Genomic DNA, 14,978 nt, shown 5'->3' on the forward strand with positions numbered 1-14,978 from the left:
CTAAGGGTTTATAGGTATCCCTCGAACAACCTAAATACATTATACAAGGAGAATCTATTAAAAATTACTTGCCAATTTGAACAAGCCTCTAAAATTTACAAAGATGTGCAATTCAAAAACCACAATGCCTTAACGTATGCAAAAGAGTGTGCAAAGGATAAACATACTCTCGTTATAATAGATTCACCTTATCCCTACTCCAAAGATTATTCAGGTAGAAATACTAATAATAAAAGGAGTTTTGGGATGGAGGATTTGGAAAAAATTTCTACTATCTTTGAAGATGCAGAATGTATCTATATCACACATGGTAGATTAACAGCTCCAAAGGATTACAGCAAAAAACGTGAGGAACAAGATTTAGAAGCAGATACATATATCCGCCGAAAAATCGAACAACTTTATATGGATAAAGGCTTATTTTATAAAGAAATACCTTATGGTAATTTAGGAACAATAGAATATATGATAAGCAATTACCCTTTTAAATCATTCTCTCCTTTTACTACTGAAAATAGATATGGAAAATCATATCTGGAGAATGACATACCAGAAACACCTGATACATGTTCTGAAACAGCAAGCAAGGAAACTCCTTCCACTGTTCCTTCAGCAATAAATGCCGATGACTCATCAGCGTTAAAAAAGGATTATATAAAGGGAAAGAATCTACGGACAACCTTGCTAAAACAGCTTAAAAGAAAATTTGCGAACATTGTACAAAAACTTAGAAAATAGCAAGTGGTTATAATTTATTAACACCATTAATAGAGCATTATAAAATAAAAAAGCACTCTGCTAAGGAACAATAACATCTTAGCAGAGTGTTCTGATACCCCCACAATCAGGAACTTATACAATGTATTCTTTTTTTGGGTACAGATAATTAATGCTTTAGTAGAGATTTTGATACCCAATTTAGGAACTTATATAATGTATTCTTTCTTTGGGTATGGGGTATTAGTGCCTTGATTGTCAGCATCCCCAAGCTCGGCATACAGTCAATAAGGACAGCATCGTAATTCTTTTTTACTTCATTGATGCAGGTTTTCAGCACGCTTTCACGGCTTATGGCATTGATTAGCCTTACTTCCAAGCCCGACAGTTCAATGTTGGACGGGAGCAGGTCAACTCCCTCGTCATGGTGCAGGATGCTTTTGGAAACATCGACGGATTTATCATCAATAATATCCTGCATAATGGTTGAGAGTGTATTGGGTAAATCGTCTGGTCGGCTGTAACCGAGCGACATCGTTAAATTTGCCTGTGCATCGGCATCAATGAGCAGGACTTTCTTACCCTGCTGTGCCAGAGTTACGCCCAGATTGACCGCCGTGGTGGTCTTTCCGACACCGCCTTTCTGGTTCGTCAGAGCGATTACTTTGCAATTTGACATAGGGTACGTCCTCCTTTCGCATAGATTTAGCCACTTTGTCAAGGTGGCTATGTAAAGGATTCATGGCAATAAAAAAAGCCGACTGGCTGTTTTTATTTGCTAAACTACACCAATCGGCTATGTAAAAATCTATTCAGTTTTATTATCTGCTCTTTAATGATAAGGCTTTTCTTATTCTCTCCGTATCCCATTTTTCTGGGAACAATACCGCCATAATATGAAACGCATCTATCAACCCTGCAATATACGCATGAGTTCCGTATTCAAAATCCTGCTTATCCCTGCAATCTAAAAGATGTTGGCAAACTGCCCTCTGCTTCTCCGTCAAATCAAGCTGATGAAAAGCATCCTCTGCACTTCCCTCGTTATGACTGTCCTTTTGATAACTTGCATCGGCTTGTAACAGTTTCAATACAGATTCGTCTTTCAGTTTCTCTACTGCTATTTTTATCAGTTCTTTAAATTCCTTATCGCACATCACTTCCTCCTGCCATTCCTACTCTTAACTTTTTTATAGGTGCATGGATAACCTTGAAAATAAGTTCATCAACACAATCTGTATATCTGCCCTGCTGTATAAGCTGATTTTTTCAGCTCCACAAGGCTATGTAATAAAATACTCCGTTCTTGGCTATCCACATATAAATGATTTTTCTTTTCTCTCATAAATGCCACCATCCTTTTTGCTTTAATTATATAAACGAATGGCAGAATGTTCAAAGATGCAAATGGGCGAAAAAATAAGCGTACCACTATCTCTAATGATACGCCTATCCCATTCAATTTCTATGAGCCTGTTGCCTATATTTTATCCGCAAGGTGGACACTACATAGACACGTTGATTGCGGAAACCCTTTATTTTCCGTTTGTGTTCCCACACCCGATATCAACTACCACCGAAACGTCAAAGTAGTTTTTGAGGTGCTTATTTCGGATTTTTTCACCCTCCGAAGTGAACGTGAAATGCTTCGCAAAGTGCCTAAAATAAAGGATTTCTACGAGGTTTTCTTTTGTATCAACACAATAGTCTCAACGTGTTCATCGTTGTCCAAACCAATACTTAAATCATTTTCAATAATCGGCAGCTTAAACCGAATTGATTTAAGCCACTGACCATTGGGTTTACGTTCCTCATAAATCTGTATTTCAGCAATCAACGCTTCGATAAGCTGTCGCCGCTCCACATCATTCATAGCGAAATACAGCTTGTCAAAACAAATCAATACCTTGTAAATATTATCCCCTGTGATTTTCTCCGCTTCAATTGATGTCTTTTTCGCTCTGGCATCAATCAACTGTGATTCCAGTTCCTCTATCTTGTCATACATCCGATAAAGCCTATCATCAAGGTCTGACTTTCTTCTAATATAATGTCTGTCGTCGGGATTGAGGTTGTCAATTTCCTCCATCAGCTTCGATTTGATGGCGTAATCTTGACGGAGCTGTTTTTCATAATTTGTTATTTCTTGGTCTATTGCGGTCGTATCAACTTTCATGTTGATTTTTTCCTGCATCATTGCCGCAAAATGGGGATTGCTGACCAATTTTACTATCACTTCGGCTACGGCATCGTCCAGAAGTTCTTCCCGTATCTGCTTTCTGTAATCGCATTTATGCCCCCGCTGCATACCACGGTGTTTACACCCATAATAGAAGAAATCTTTGTATTTCGTACCATCCTTTTTGTATTTGATGCTTTTATTCCCATACATCCCTGCACCGCATATAGGACACTTCACAATCCCAGAAAGCAGATGCGTCCGCTCATTTTTTCCTTTATTAACGTGTTCATACTTTTTCGCCTGTGCAATCAGTTTTGCCTGTGCCGCATTCCAGACATCCTCTGGAATAATAGCTTCATGCAATCCGTCTACCAAAAGAAAGTTTTCCTGCTCCACAAGATGATATTCATTTCGTGTTCCGTGGACTTTTTCTGTTTTCCTGCGTCCATAAGCAATTTTACCGCAATAGACGGGATTTTTCAATATCAGACGGACTAAGTGGGCGTCAAAAAGAGGGTTCTTCCCATTTTGACGCTGTATCTTCCGAATGCCGTGATTCTCTAAATATTTTGAAATTCCGTTTGAGCCAATATCCGTATTCACATACTGGTCATAAATTGTTCGGATTGCAACTGCTTCTTCCTCGTTGATTTCCAACTTGCCATTTACAAGTTGGTATCCATAGGGGGCAAATCCGCCATTCCATTTTCCCTCTCTGGCTTTCTGGATTCTGCCCTCCATTGTCTGGACACGGATATTCTCACGCTCAATTTCTGCTACCGCCGACAAAACAGAAATCATCAGCTTACCCGCATCTTTAGACGAATCAATCCCATCCTCCACGCAGATTAAATTCACGCCAAAGTCCTGCATAACCTGCAAAGTGGAAAGAACGTCTGCCGCATTTCTTCCAAAACGTGATAGCTTAAATACCAAGACATACGAGATGTTGTCTTTTCCCGACTTCACATCCTCCATCATCTGTCTAAATTGCATCCGCCCTTCGATGGATTTGCCCGATTTCCCTGCATCCTCATACTCGCCGACAATTTCATAATCATTAAAGTCTGCATACGCTTTCATCCTTGCCCGCTGTGCGTCCAGTGAATAACCGTCAATCTGCATGGCGGTGGAAACCCTCTTATAAGTGTAAACCTTTATTTTTTCTTTGTTCATAATAACAGCAACTCCTTTTTTAACCAAAACCGTGATATTTATTTTTTACACCAAAAATTGTATCAGCGATTCTCAGAAACAACAAATGTGCGATTTTGGTGAATATTAGAGTCGCTGCCATATTCTTTGTTACGACTGGCATCGGGCATACCGTCTATGCCCAGTTCGGAAGCGTATTTTGCTATCAGATTTGCCAGCAGGTCAGCCAAGCCGTTCCACTCATCGTCAATGAGCATATTCCGATACACCCCCTTTATTTATTTGCCATAGCAAGACTAATGGCAAGAGCCTTGTCAACCCTTGCCATTATATTATCGGGCATTGTACCCATATGACTTTTAAGCCTTTTCTTGTCAATCGTCCGTATCTGTTCAAGCAGGATAATAGAATCCCTGTCAAGCCCCTCAATCTCTTTTACCTCGGTGTGTGTTGGCAATTTCGCCTTTGTCTGTGTCTTGCCCGTGATAGCAGCAATAATAACTGTCGGGCTGTGTCTGTTGCCTGTATCATTAGAAATGATAAGTACGGGTCTTGTTCCGCCCTGCTCCGAGCCGATAACGGGATTAAGCTCTGCGTAGAAAATGTCGCCACGCCTAATAGTTCTGTCCATAGTGTTTGACCTCCTATTTGGATTTAGGCAGAAATACCCTGCCTATGTAACAACCAGACGCAAGGAAGCATTTAAGGTCGGGAGAACATAAAACAAAGCCCTGTTTCCATAGACCGCCTTGCATCTGGCTTTTATAATAGGAGCATTTCTATTTGTCCTCGACACCCCGAAATGCTGATGCGTGAAACGCAAGGGAAGTCACCAAACGGTCAGCAGCGAACTGACGCCACGGGAGTTGCACCCCAACTGTCGGTCTGACAGAGCCGCCCTCATTGCCTGCGGCGGATTGGTTACCGCTCGGACTATGACTGGACGGGAGTATCATTGTCCTCTTTGTGTGTCATGGCGAAATCGGGAGCCGCCCGATATTTTGAGTCGGTAATTATCCGCTCACCACCTTTCATCGCTGTTGCTTTTTCGGCAGGTCATGGCGTACCGCTACACACGCTTATGCTCATTACAGTCACAAAGAGAATGTATTTGGTGAATGGTTATTCGGTTGTCAAAGAACTGCGGGAAGCCTGTAAAAAACCCCCTCACTTTTCCAAAGGAAAAAGTGAGGGGGGTTGAGCGGAACAAATTTTTATTTTTCCAGAATTTTTTTGATCTTGGCTAATATTCTCCGTTTTCGGTCATTGATTGTCTTTTGTGGAATGCCCGAAATGTTTGACCATTCTCTTTCCGACAATTCCTGAAAGAAAATAGCATTTACCAACTTTTGCTCATCTTCCGATAACATAGCAAGGGCAGAACGCAGCTTGTCCAACATCATCCTATGGACAACAGTTTCCGCAACATTTACCGCTTCATCAGCGATGTAATCAATACTATTGTCATCGTCACCCTCAAAAGCCTCTAAGGATAACAGGCTGTTATCTGCATCAAGTTTTTTCAGATAACGCCACCGCTCCTTGTCACGATAAAACTCAATATAATGTGCCTGTTCCGTTTCAATCAGACAGCCCTGCACGGGGATAAAGAGCTTGTCCGCATAAGCCCTGTCCGTTTCTCTGCGATTGCAAAATTCCTTATAGGACAGTTCCATATAACTGCCATTTTCTTTGATATATACCTTTCTTGGTGCGTATTTCACCGTAAGTACCTCCAATCTGAATTTTTTTGAAAATCCAGATTGGCAGGCGGTGAACGGCATCCAATGACAGAAACAGCCTTACGGCGTATTTCTGCAAAAAACGACAAAAGAAAAACCGCAAAGGCTGTTATACCTTTACGGTTTATAGATATTTTAGTTCTAATATGTAGATATTTGACTTCTACTTGTTGGGTGCAAAGCCCCCTTGTACTAAAATAGATTTTTTTAACAGGTTATCCACCCATTCTTTATTTGATATATGTAAATAGAAGTCATTGCTTACAGGCAATACAGCAAACCTGCCACTGGCAGCTTTCCTTGCATACTTTGGCATAAAAATCCCTCCAAACTTCAAAAAGCGAAGTCGGAGAGATTCCAAAGCATGGCAAATCAGCTCACCGAAACATCGTTTTTTTTATTCGGTGGGCTTGTCTTACCTGTGGTTATATAAAACAAAGCCGATAAACTGTGATTTTGATATGCTCCCCTTATGGTAGACAGATGAAATAATAAAACTGTCACTATAAGGAGGAGCATATTTTATGGGACAACATTCAAAATACTCTTTTGAAATGAAATTAGATGCCGTTACAAAATATTTGGAGGGAAGCTGTTCAACAGAAAGTATCGCCCGAAGCCTGGGAACAAATGGAACACGTATCGTCGAGTGGGTGACCTTGTATCAGTCTTTAGGAATAGAGGGGTTAAAAACAACTCCAAAACTCCGTATCTATTCCGCCGAAACAAAACAAAATGCTGTTGCCGATTACCTTTCCGGCAAAGGAACATTAAGGGAAATCCAGAAAAAGTATGGAATCCGCTCAGATAAGCAGCTTCGCAACTGGATTATGAAGTATAATGGTCATGAGAAGTTAAAGACTTCTGGAACAGGAGGAACCAGCGTCATGACCAAAGGAAGAAAAACCTCATATGAGGAACGGGTGGAAATTGTAACATACTGCATAGAGCATGGAATGGATTATGCCCAGGCAGCAGAAAAATACCAGGTATCCTACCAACAGATTTACCAATGGACAAGGAAATACCAGTCAAACGGCGTAGAAGGGCTTATTGACAAAAGAGGGAAAAGAAAATCTGAAACAGAAATGTCGGAACTGGAGAAGCTGCGTGCGGAAAATAAGCTTCTTCAAGCGGAAAAGCGCAGAGCCCAGCTGGAGGTTGCTTTCTTAAAAAAACTCGACGAAATCGAAAGGAGGCGGTTCTAAGCCAGACACAAAATGAAACGGTTTATCTGGCGATACAGGAAATATATGACGAGCAGGGATGTTCAATATCAGAACTCTGCAGATTTGCGGGAATTTCGCGTTCTGCTTATTATAAATGGCTGAACCGAAAACCAAGTGAAAATGAGAAATTCAACCAGAAATTATGTGTCCTTATCAGAGATGCGTACGAGGAAAAAAGCGGGATTCTGGGTTACAGGCAGATGACGATTAAATTAAACCGTGAAAATGAATTTCAAGTCAACGCAAAGAGAATCTTGCGCCTTATGCGGATTTTACATCTGAAATCTGTGTGCCGGCGCAGGAGAAGAAACTATGTAAAATCAACGCCAGAGGTTACTGCCGAAAACATCTTAAACCGGGAGTTCCATGCGGAACGTTTTGGGGAAAAATGGCTTACGGATGTAACGGAGATGAAATATGGAGCCAGTGGGAAGGCATACCTGAGCGCCATTCTGGACTTGTCAGATAAAAGTATTGTTTCCTTTGTCATTGGACATTCCAATAATAATGCCCTTGTTTTTGAAACCTTTGACACTGCCCATGAAAACCATCCAGATGCAAGGCCTTTATTCCACAGTGACCGTGGATACCAATACACCTCAAAATACTTCCGTAAAAAGCTTAACAAAGCGGGAATGACACAAAGCATGTCAAGAGTATCCAGATGTATTGATAACGGACCAATGGAAGCGTTCTGGGGGATGCTGAAATCAGAAATGTATTACCTGAAGAAATTTCAAACATATGAGGAGCTAAAGGAGGCTGTATCAGATTACATAGATTATTATAATAATCATCGGTATCAGAAACGCTTAAACTGTATGACACCGATAGAATATAGAAACTATTTGAAAGATGCTGCATAAAAGCTCTGCCAGTCCTCTTTGCGACTGGCAGGTAAAAATTTTTATTTTTTTAACTGTCTACTTGACAGGGAGCGGTTCAAAATGAAAACCTCTCGGCTATGTAATACTAAAAGTATTTTAACACATCTTTTTCAATTTAATACTGAAGTATAACGGATTATTTGATATATCCTTATACTGTTTGTATAACTCCAAAGCTAAATCAGACCCAATCATTCCTAATGACACTGCTAATGCTATTTGTGGTTTAACATCAGTAAAAATAGATGCTAACATAGGGGTATATGATAAAGGATTTTTGGCATCTCTTATAATTTTCTGAATTGTATTTATTTTTAGATTAAATATCTTATTTTCTAAATCTCTTATTGCTGGAGATATTTTAGTATTAATTATTTCTTTTACATAAAGCTGAATATCTCCATCAATAGGAATTGATGTTGCCAACATATTAATATAACTCTTTAATTCCAACAATTCATCATTAGCTCTATGCCTAATCTCTAAAATATCATCTATTGATAAATCTGAATAATTTGGCAAAAATAGTTCAAATGCTTCAAACGCAAGATATGAGTCTTTGTTTATCTCTACTTGTTCACAACCATTTTTATAATATTTTTCTATAATAGAAAACAAATACTTATCGTTTGATAATGGGGCACTCCTCTTGCAACTATATTCAAAAATTGTTGCATATAATGAAAATAACATTCTTTAAGCCAAGTAAACTTTTTTATTATCGGATTTTCTATTACATAATTCCCATAGAATTGATATAAATAATTATTATATTTGGGATTAAAAGTATCATCCAATAACTGCAAAAATCCCTATTACTTATAGTGGCATTTTCTTCTATAATATAACTATTTTCTTTGATTAAAAATCCTTTGAATCCTTTTAGCAGCTCTTTCTCAATAACTTCCATTAATTTAGAATTCTTTTTGATTCTATTAATATCACACATATTTTGAAACAAACATCCTGTAAATTCCCTATTGTTTTCTTCATCCATTTTACTGTTTATTAAATTAGGAGCTTTATAACTATGCCCTGTTAATCTCCCCCGAAACCCATCAAATAGCCTATTTTGCATATAACTATCCACTTGTATTACCCCTTGTTTGGAAAGATAATCTAAAGTAGGGTTTATTTCTTTTTCATTAAAAAATTCCAAAGTATCAATATAAGTATTTAAATCATTCGCTTTGTAGAATTGTTCAGGAGATTGCCCAATCGGTAAATTTACCGTTGCCATAAATGTGGTAGGTATTTGAACCGTAATATCATCATAATACAACAAAGCAAATTTTAATAGAGAAAAATCTTTATCATTACTATTGATTATAATATTTGTTTTCATTTACTTCTCCTGCCTTTCTGAAATCACTGTTCATCCTATAAATTGCAATTCTATTCCTTATTTTTACCATCGTTTAGTTTGAATCTCTCTAACTCTGATTCTACAATTTTTGTATATAAGTCATCTTTACAAGCCGTTTTCTCTGAAATTTTTATTAATGAAAGAAAGCGTTCATTATCATGTAAAGAAGAATAATAAAAATTTAGCTGTTCTAAAGAACGCTTATATACAGACAAAGAAGTTCCTGCAATAACTTCTACCACCACACCACCTAAAGCAGTCAATAGTGCAAATAAATTCTCTTTCCACAAAAGTGATAGAACTGATGCAAAAGTAAATAGCAAAAAACCCGCAATACACATTCCTACTGATAAATAAAACGCTCTTTTTGCTTGACTTTTAGTAAGAGAATAAAATTCCTCAATCTCTCGTAAATTATGAAGCATCAGACCTAGAATATCACTATTTTCATCATTAGCTTTACTTCCTAGTAAAGTTTCTAATCCTTTTAAATAATCTTGCTTCTCATCACCAATAATTTTAGAAGATTTTATCCAATAAGTTGAAGGTGAAAAACTAGCCAAAAATTTGGATATACTCTGAACAAATTTATTCTTAAAATCATCTATATCATCCCATAAAACAACCAACTGATTATTCAAAATCCGCTTAACAAACTTTTGATATTTCTCATCATCCACTTTACTATAATTACTTTTTAAAAAGCATACTACAGATTTACTTTTTGAAAGAGAATAAACATACTCTTCTTCAACATAACTTCTATCTGTTTGCGAAATACTTCCATATCTTTCACCTATAATCATTACTACAAATTCACAAGTATCAATATATTTTGCAGTATACTTTTCTGTTGTGTAATTCTCCTGTACATTAAAAATGTCTAATCCTACAGGTATATGTCCCATTTCCAAAATAGACATATATGTAAATGCACGGATTTCTTTCAAATCCATATATGTAGAAGATATAAATACTTGATATTTTCTATCCATATTTGCCACCCTCATCAAAATGATTTTTCATATTTTAGATAATTATTCATTTTTGATTATCTTTATCTTATTATCATATCATATATTTGTAAATATTTCTTTCCAAATAAATTATCTAAAGTTATATCAGTTTCATCCTTCGCTTCAGATTCAGCCATATAAAGGGCATACACAAACTTCACTGCAATAATTCATTCAAGAGTTTTTGATACTTAGGAGTAAGCGATGCAATCATAAAATCATACCATGTTTTCCGAGAATATTCTCCATTTTCAACACACCATATTTTATAATGCAGTTCCTTTTCGGTATAATAATCTATTGGAACATCATTATTACTTTCTGAGTATTTTAGCAAATAGTCACTAAATCTGTATTGATTCCGTGTATAATCAATATGTGTAAATATATCTTTATTGGGATAATACATTCCATGCAGAAATGTAGTTATGATATGGTTGATATTTTTCTTTTGTCCATCTACATATGGAAGCGTTTCTATTTCGATATGCCAAAAAGATTCACCAAACATATCCTTACATTGTTTAATAACCATAAGAAGCTTATCCATAGTATTTTCATCCATATGGACAATAATTGTTTTCTTTGTATCTAATATTGAATCATTAAATCTGAACTGCGGACCATAAAATTTTTCAAAATTTAAAGTTGAATATGAAATTATCTGTTCTTCTGGTACAGCCAACCGTTCATCAAGTCTATACAAAATATCGCCTGAAGTAATTTGTTCGGTGATTATCCGTGCAAAAGCAGGCATTTTATCTGTAAAATCAATTACCTTTGTATCAGTCAATATATTGTATAAATAGTATTTTTGTCATAACAAAGTCCATCTCGCTTGAATACAGCTCCATTTATTTTTGTTAATCCATATTGATTTGTTTGATATGCAAATACTTCTTCCTGGACTATCTCCTCAATATCAATTATATTTTTGAAAAATAACTAATTGTAAAACCTAAAACAAGAATCGCAAATATATCATAGTCCAACTCTATTAAAGAACAAATGCCTTCACCCAGTGCAACAGTATTATAATAAACAAATTCTTCAACATTTTCTTTCCTTTTAAATCGGGTCAAAATAAAATGAAAACACCAACTATGATTATCTTTTTCAATTATATATGATAACAAAACATCTAAATCCAGTTCCAAATCAATCAATTTACCTTTTATATATTCATGCAAAGGCTTCATAAAAGGTTCAATTTCTACGCATCTTTTCCTTGTAATATAATCCATCGGAGATCTTCTGATATTAAAAAAATATACGATACTTTTTCATATTCTTGTGATTCCACAATACAGAGTAAAAAATCTTCGATTTTTTCATTATCAATCATCTACATCACCACTCTTTCTTTTCCAAATTATACTACAAAGATTTCAATTTTTCTACCTCCCGGCTATGTAAAAGACGGCATCAGCACTTACGCCAACACCGCCTTTTCCTCGGTCAGTCCGTTATAAAATTCCTGCCTTTTTCAGATACCCTACGCTGTCATAACAGCCACGGACGTAAACCGACTGCATCTCCATATCTGTAAGTTTGTTCCTAAGCTCCATCACTTTAATGAGTGCGACACATTCTTCCTCGGTCAGTTCCGCCGATGTTTCCGTGTCAAACACACCTAAGACTTTCGGATATTTCTCATAAAGGCTCTCAATTTCGGCTCTCACGGCACGGTATTCCTCATTTTCTCTGGACAGCTTTGCTATGACAGAGCCGAGGTATTCATTAAAGATATTGCTGTGGACATCTACAAAAGTTTCAAATCTGAACGCATCAGACATTTTTCCTCACCTCCGACTTTTTCTTATCGTCACTTATTATACTGCCCAAAATAAAGCAATACAAATGTGCAAACTGAATTTACCGTTCCCTGTCCGCACATTTTTTCTCTGCCGGCTCATCGTTCTGCTCTGGCTCATCATCAATAACAGAGTTATCCTTTTCATTCAGATTCAGTTCGATATTGAGGGCATTCAGCCTTTCCGTCTTTTCTTTCAGCTCATTTTCAAAAGCAAACGGTTTCTCAACCTCAACTTTTGCGGTTTCAAGCTGTGCGATGGTTTCCTCCTTTCTGGTCTTGGCGGCTTCCAGTCTGGCAGGGAGTTTGGCAATCTCATTCTCAATTCTGGTCAGATTGCCCAGAGCGTCCACGCCTAAATCCACCTTATATTTCCTCATTCCGCAGAGGTTTAGACAGTAGTGGGCGTTGACAGTATCATAGAAAACCTCCATCTGAAAGCCACGGTAGCTGCCGATTTCTATCGGCTGTGACATTGGATTTTCCTTGCAGATGGCAAGGAGCATCCCGCCTGCGTCCGCCTTTTCTTTGTAGGTCACTCCTTTTAAAGTCATCGGGCAGAATTTATCCTCGCCCTGCGGCTTATGCTGACTGGCAGTTTCCGCATCATTTCCATAGGCTGCAATACGTTCCTCATAATCCTTAATCTCCTGCGGATAGTTCTTTAATATCCTGTCCTCAAGGTCGTAATGCTCGGAAAGATAGCTCTGCTTCAAGACTTTGAGCTTCGCCACCTGCATATCCAAATCCATTTTTTCCTTAAATCTTTCATCGCCTGTGGCAAGCATTTTGATCTCTGCAAAGGAGAGAGCCACTCCGTCCACGTCCTCGGCAGAACGGACAGGGCTTTTGCTCGTCATTATCTGGCTGATAAATTTCTGCTTTCCCTCCACCAACTGAAAGAGGTAGGCATCAAAGGTCTGTTCCGTCACATAGCGGTAAACTTCAACCTCTGGGAACATATTGCCCTGCCTTTCGAGCCTGCCTTGACGCTGTTCCAAATCAGTCGGTCATTTTTTGCGGACAGTTCAATACATACCATCCTTTTCTGTTCCCTGCTCCTGCGTTTGCTCTCGTTTGACTTCTCCCTCTGCACCTTTTTCGCACATGTCGGGCAATATTTTGAGATAGCAGAGCCAGGGACGTATTCAACACCGCACACCATACAATTCTTTGGCGACAACGCTGTCCACCGCTTTGTGGGTGTGATATGTAATTCACCGACAAAGCCGATGAATTTATAGTAAATCTTGATTTCCTGCTTCACTGTTCCGTCTGATGACTTCTCACGCTCCGAAACAAGTATCTTGTCTATCAGTGCATTTATTACTGTTGCGTCCAGTTCCTTTAAGCCTTGATAATTGCGGATAAGGGAGAGGAAGTCACGGATTCCCTGCGATTTCTCGTAGCTTTCATTGAGCGTTTCCGTTACCTCTTTCAATCTTGCTTCGATTTCAAGCTGTTCTTTCTGGTATTTCCCTGACATCATTTCAAAATTCCGTTCGGTAATACGTTCCATGACTTTATCCTCATAGAGAGAGGAAAACAGCCTGTCAAGCTCTGCAAGGCGTTTGTTCAGCTTCTTCCGTTCTTTCTCCATTGCTTTTGCTTTGCTCTGGTCTGTTTCCGTGAGCCGCTTCTCAATCGCCCTCACCGCACGCTCGTCATTCACCGCCATATCCGCAAAACGGTTGATGTCGGCAAGGACAGCGTTAAATAAGTCCCTCGCTTCAATGCTGTGTGCGGTACACATCGTATTACCGTATCTGGCGTAATTATTACAGGAGTATTGTACGCAGTCAATGACATCTGGGCGTTTTCTCCTGTTGGCGTTCATAGCCCGCAGAGCATAGCCGCAATCGGCACATTTGATTACGCCTGCAAAAATATTCTCAAATCCCCCTGCGTTCTGTTCCCTCCTGCGGCTTGTCATAAGCTGTTGGACGGTATCAAATTCATCCTGCGTGACTATCCCCTCATGGGTATCGGGTATCACTTCCCATTCTTCGGGCAGCTTAGAGGGACGTTTCTTGCTTTTCATGTTGGCGGCAATCCGTTTGTAGCCTGCAAGATTTCCCGCATATATCGGGCTTCTTAAAATGCCCCTCACACTATTCTCGCTCCAGATATAGCGGTTTTCCTCGTTACCCTCAAAGTAACGCTCGTAACCTGTCACCCCCTGCTCCGCCGCATAAGCGGCAGGGCGTAAAACATGCTGTTTATTAAGGTGCTTGCGGATTTTAGAGATTCCGTTTCCTGCAAGTGCAAGGTCAAATATCTCCCTTACCACATGGGCAACCTTATCATCAATCAATAGGTGGTTATGGTCGGCGGGGTCTTTGATATAGCCGTAGGGTGCATACGTCCCCATGAATTTCCCCTGCTGAAACCTCGCACGGTACGCCGATTTAATCTTGACCGACACATCAGCAGAATACATTTCATTTAGGATATTGCGGAATGGGGTAATGTCCATCGCCGATTTATTGAGCGTGTCCACGCCGTCATTGACCGCTATATACCTCACATTATGCTCTGGGAAAAAGACTTCCAGATATAAGCCGCAGTCAAGGTAATTCCTCCCTAAACGTGATAAATCTTTCGTAATCACGCAGTTTATCAGCCCGTTTTCAATGTCCTTAATCATACTCTGAAAGCTCGGTCTTTGGAAATTCGTACCAGAGTAACCGTCGTCCACATACGTTTTTGCCAAGTGCCAGCCCTGCTTTTTCACATAATCCGTGAGGATGGATTTCTGTGTGGCAATGCTCGCACTCTCATTATCTGTGCCATCATCCTTTGACAAGCGACAGTAAATGCCGACTAAATATATTTTCTTTTCTTCTTTGATTCCTGCCATACTGTTAAACC

General features: G+C 38.7%; 17 protein-coding genes and 3 pseudogenes. 4 read left to right on the top strand and 16 right to left on the bottom strand.

What is annotated here, in order from left to right; all coding sequences use genetic code 11:
• The first annotated feature begins 246 nt into the window (after positions 1–246).
• A complete protein-coding gene (locus tag GN277_RS14255; RefSeq protein ID WP_159751644.1) occupies positions 247–738 on the top strand; it encodes a hypothetical protein in 492 nt (163 codons plus the stop codon).
• 223 nt (positions 739–961) lie between these two features.
• Here GN277_RS14255 and GN277_RS14260 read toward each other — a convergent pair.
• From GN277_RS14260 to GN277_RS14285, 6 genes and pseudogenes are all read right to left on the bottom strand, one after another.
• Positions 962–1,396, bottom strand: a pseudogene (locus GN277_RS14260) (ParA family protein); the annotation flags it as partial.
• A gap of 142 nt (positions 1,397–1,538) precedes the next feature.
• The gene (locus GN277_RS14265) at positions 1,539–1,874 is read right to left on the bottom strand and encodes a hypothetical protein (protein WP_159751645.1); all 336 of its coding nucleotides are present in this window, start codon (positions 1,872–1,874) and stop codon (positions 1,539–1,541) included.
• A pseudogene (locus tag GN277_RS30245) lies at positions 1,864–2,062 on the bottom strand (hypothetical protein). The gene GN277_RS14265 and the pseudogene GN277_RS30245 overlap by 11 nt, the downstream one beginning before the upstream one ends.
• 330 nt (positions 2,063–2,392) lie before the next feature.
• Positions 2,393–4,075, bottom strand: coding sequence for a recombinase family protein (locus tag GN277_RS14275; protein WP_159751646.1), 1,683 nt, complete (start codon positions 4,073–4,075; stop codon positions 2,393–2,395).
• A 62-nt stretch (positions 4,076–4,137) separates the two neighbouring features.
• Positions 4,138–4,311: a hypothetical protein gene (locus GN277_RS14280; protein ID WP_159751647.1), complete on the bottom strand. Its 174-nt coding sequence runs from the start codon at positions 4,309–4,311 to the stop codon at positions 4,138–4,140.
• Positions 4,312–4,328: 17 nt separating this feature from the next.
• Positions 4,329–4,685, bottom strand: coding sequence for a type II toxin-antitoxin system PemK/MazF family toxin (locus GN277_RS14285; RefSeq protein WP_159751648.1), 357 nt, complete (start codon positions 4,683–4,685; stop codon positions 4,329–4,331).
• 181 nt (positions 4,686–4,866) lie between these two features.
• On the opposite strand from GN277_RS14285, the gene GN277_RS29455 reads away from it, so the two are divergent.
• Positions 4,867–5,067: a hypothetical protein gene (locus tag GN277_RS29455; protein ID WP_204162751.1), complete on the top strand. Its 201-nt coding sequence runs from the start codon at positions 4,867–4,869 to the stop codon at positions 5,065–5,067.
• 201 nt (positions 5,068–5,268) lie between these two features.
• Here the strand turns inward: GN277_RS29455 and GN277_RS14295 are convergent, their stop codons facing one another.
• Both GN277_RS14295 and GN277_RS14300 read right to left on the bottom strand, forming a co-directional pair.
• Positions 5,269–5,778 carry an RNA polymerase sigma factor gene (locus GN277_RS14295; protein WP_334296660.1) on the bottom strand — a complete coding sequence of 170 codons (510 nt, stop codon included), beginning with the start codon at positions 5,776–5,778 and terminating at the stop codon, positions 5,269–5,271.
• Positions 5,779–5,959: 181 nt separating this feature from the next.
• Entirely contained in the window at positions 5,960–6,112 is a 153-nt protein-coding gene (locus GN277_RS14300) for a hypothetical protein (RefSeq protein WP_159751650.1), read from the bottom strand.
• Positions 6,113–6,320: 208 nt separating this feature from the next.
• On the opposite strand from GN277_RS14300, the gene GN277_RS14305 reads away from it, so the two are divergent.
• On the top strand, positions 6,321–7,004 hold the full coding sequence (locus GN277_RS14305) for a helix-turn-helix domain-containing protein (RefSeq protein WP_159749279.1): 684 nt from the start codon (positions 6,321–6,323) through the stop codon (positions 7,002–7,004).
• Between the two features lie 23 nt (positions 7,005–7,027).
• Positions 7,028–7,891 (top strand): annotated as a pseudogene (locus tag GN277_RS14310) (IS3 family transposase); the annotation flags it as partial.
• A gap of 117 nt (positions 7,892–8,008) precedes the next feature.
• Here the strand turns inward: GN277_RS14310 and GN277_RS14315 are convergent.
• From GN277_RS14315 to GN277_RS14350, 8 genes are all read right to left on the bottom strand, one after another.
• The gene (locus tag GN277_RS14315) at positions 8,009–8,605 is read right to left on the bottom strand and encodes a hypothetical protein (RefSeq protein ID WP_159751651.1); all 597 of its coding nucleotides are present in this window, start codon (positions 8,603–8,605) and stop codon (positions 8,009–8,011) included.
• 40 nt (positions 8,606–8,645) lie between these two features.
• A complete protein-coding gene (locus tag GN277_RS14320; RefSeq protein WP_159751652.1) occupies positions 8,646–9,257 on the bottom strand; it encodes a hypothetical protein in 612 nt (203 codons plus the stop codon).
• A 50-nt stretch (positions 9,258–9,307) separates the two neighbouring features.
• Complete coding sequence (locus GN277_RS14325; RefSeq protein ID WP_159751653.1) at positions 9,308–10,273, bottom strand: DUF4062 domain-containing protein; 966 nt, start codon at positions 10,271–10,273, stop codon at positions 9,308–9,310.
• Positions 10,274–10,451: 178 nt separating this feature from the next.
• Positions 10,452–11,087 carry a hypothetical protein gene (locus tag GN277_RS14330; RefSeq protein WP_159751654.1) on the bottom strand — a complete coding sequence of 212 codons (636 nt, stop codon included), beginning with the start codon at positions 11,085–11,087 and terminating at the stop codon, positions 10,452–10,454.
• A gap of 133 nt (positions 11,088–11,220) precedes the next feature.
• Complete coding sequence (locus tag GN277_RS14335; RefSeq protein ID WP_159751655.1) at positions 11,221–11,538, bottom strand: hypothetical protein; 318 nt, start codon at positions 11,536–11,538, stop codon at positions 11,221–11,223.
• A gap of 222 nt (positions 11,539–11,760) precedes the next feature.
• Positions 11,761–12,090 carry a DUF6664 family protein gene (locus GN277_RS14340; RefSeq protein ID WP_159751656.1) on the bottom strand — a complete coding sequence of 110 codons (330 nt, stop codon included), beginning with the start codon at positions 12,088–12,090 and terminating at the stop codon, positions 11,761–11,763.
• A gap of 79 nt (positions 12,091–12,169) precedes the next feature.
• Positions 12,170–13,069, bottom strand: coding sequence for a helicase (locus tag GN277_RS14345; protein WP_159751657.1), 900 nt, complete (start codon positions 13,067–13,069; stop codon positions 12,170–12,172).
• A complete protein-coding gene (locus tag GN277_RS14350) occupies positions 13,036–14,967 on the bottom strand; it encodes a recombinase family protein (RefSeq protein ID WP_159751658.1) in 1,932 nt (643 codons plus the stop codon). The genes GN277_RS14345 and GN277_RS14350 overlap by 34 nt, the downstream gene beginning before the upstream one ends.
• Positions 14,968–14,978: the final 11 nt, after the last annotated feature.

The sequence above is a fragment of the Sporofaciens musculi genome (genome assembly GCF_009830285.1).
Lineage (GTDB): Bacteria > Bacillota > Clostridia > Lachnospirales > Lachnospiraceae > Sporofaciens > Sporofaciens musculi.

Coding starts and splice junctions, on each gene's coding strand:
- GN277_RS14255 (WP_159751644.1), top strand. CDS start 247: ATGGAGGATTTGGAAAAAATTTCTACTATCTTTGAAGATGCAGAATGT.
- GN277_RS14265 (WP_159751645.1), bottom strand. CDS start 1,874: ATGTGCGATAAGGAATTTAAAGAACTGATAAAAATAGCAGTAGAGAAA.
- GN277_RS14275 (WP_159751646.1), bottom strand. CDS start 4,075: ATGAACAAAGAAAAAATAAAGGTTTACACTTATAAGAGGGTTTCCACC.
- GN277_RS14280 (WP_159751647.1), bottom strand. CDS start 4,311: ATGCTCATTGACGATGAGTGGAACGGCTTGGCTGACCTGCTGGCAAAT.
- GN277_RS14285 (WP_159751648.1), bottom strand. CDS start 4,685: ATGGACAGAACTATTAGGCGTGGCGACATTTTCTACGCAGAGCTTAAT.
- GN277_RS14300 (WP_159751650.1), bottom strand. CDS start 6,112: ATGCCAAAGTATGCAAGGAAAGCTGCCAGTGGCAGGTTTGCTGTATTG.
- GN277_RS14305 (WP_159749279.1), top strand. CDS start 6,321: ATGGGACAACATTCAAAATACTCTTTTGAAATGAAATTAGATGCCGTT.
- GN277_RS14315 (WP_159751651.1), bottom strand. CDS start 8,605: ATGTTATTTTCATTATATGCAACAATTTTTGAATATAGTTGCAAGAGG.
- GN277_RS14320 (WP_159751652.1), bottom strand. CDS start 9,257: ATGAAAACAAATATTATAATCAATAGTAATGATAAAGATTTTTCTCTA.
- GN277_RS14325 (WP_159751653.1), bottom strand. CDS start 10,273: ATGGATAGAAAATATCAAGTATTTATATCTTCTACATATATGGATTTG.
- GN277_RS14335 (WP_159751655.1), bottom strand. CDS start 11,538: ATGGATTATATTACAAGGAAAAGATGCGTAGAAATTGAACCTTTTATG.
- GN277_RS14340 (WP_159751656.1), bottom strand. CDS start 12,090: ATGTCTGATGCGTTCAGATTTGAAACTTTTGTAGATGTCCACAGCAAT.
- GN277_RS14345 (WP_159751657.1), bottom strand. CDS start 13,069: ATGTTCCCAGAGGTTGAAGTTTACCGCTATGTGACGGAACAGACCTTT.
- GN277_RS14350 (WP_159751658.1), bottom strand. CDS start 14,967: ATGGCAGGAATCAAAGAAGAAAAGAAAATATATTTAGTCGGCATTTAC.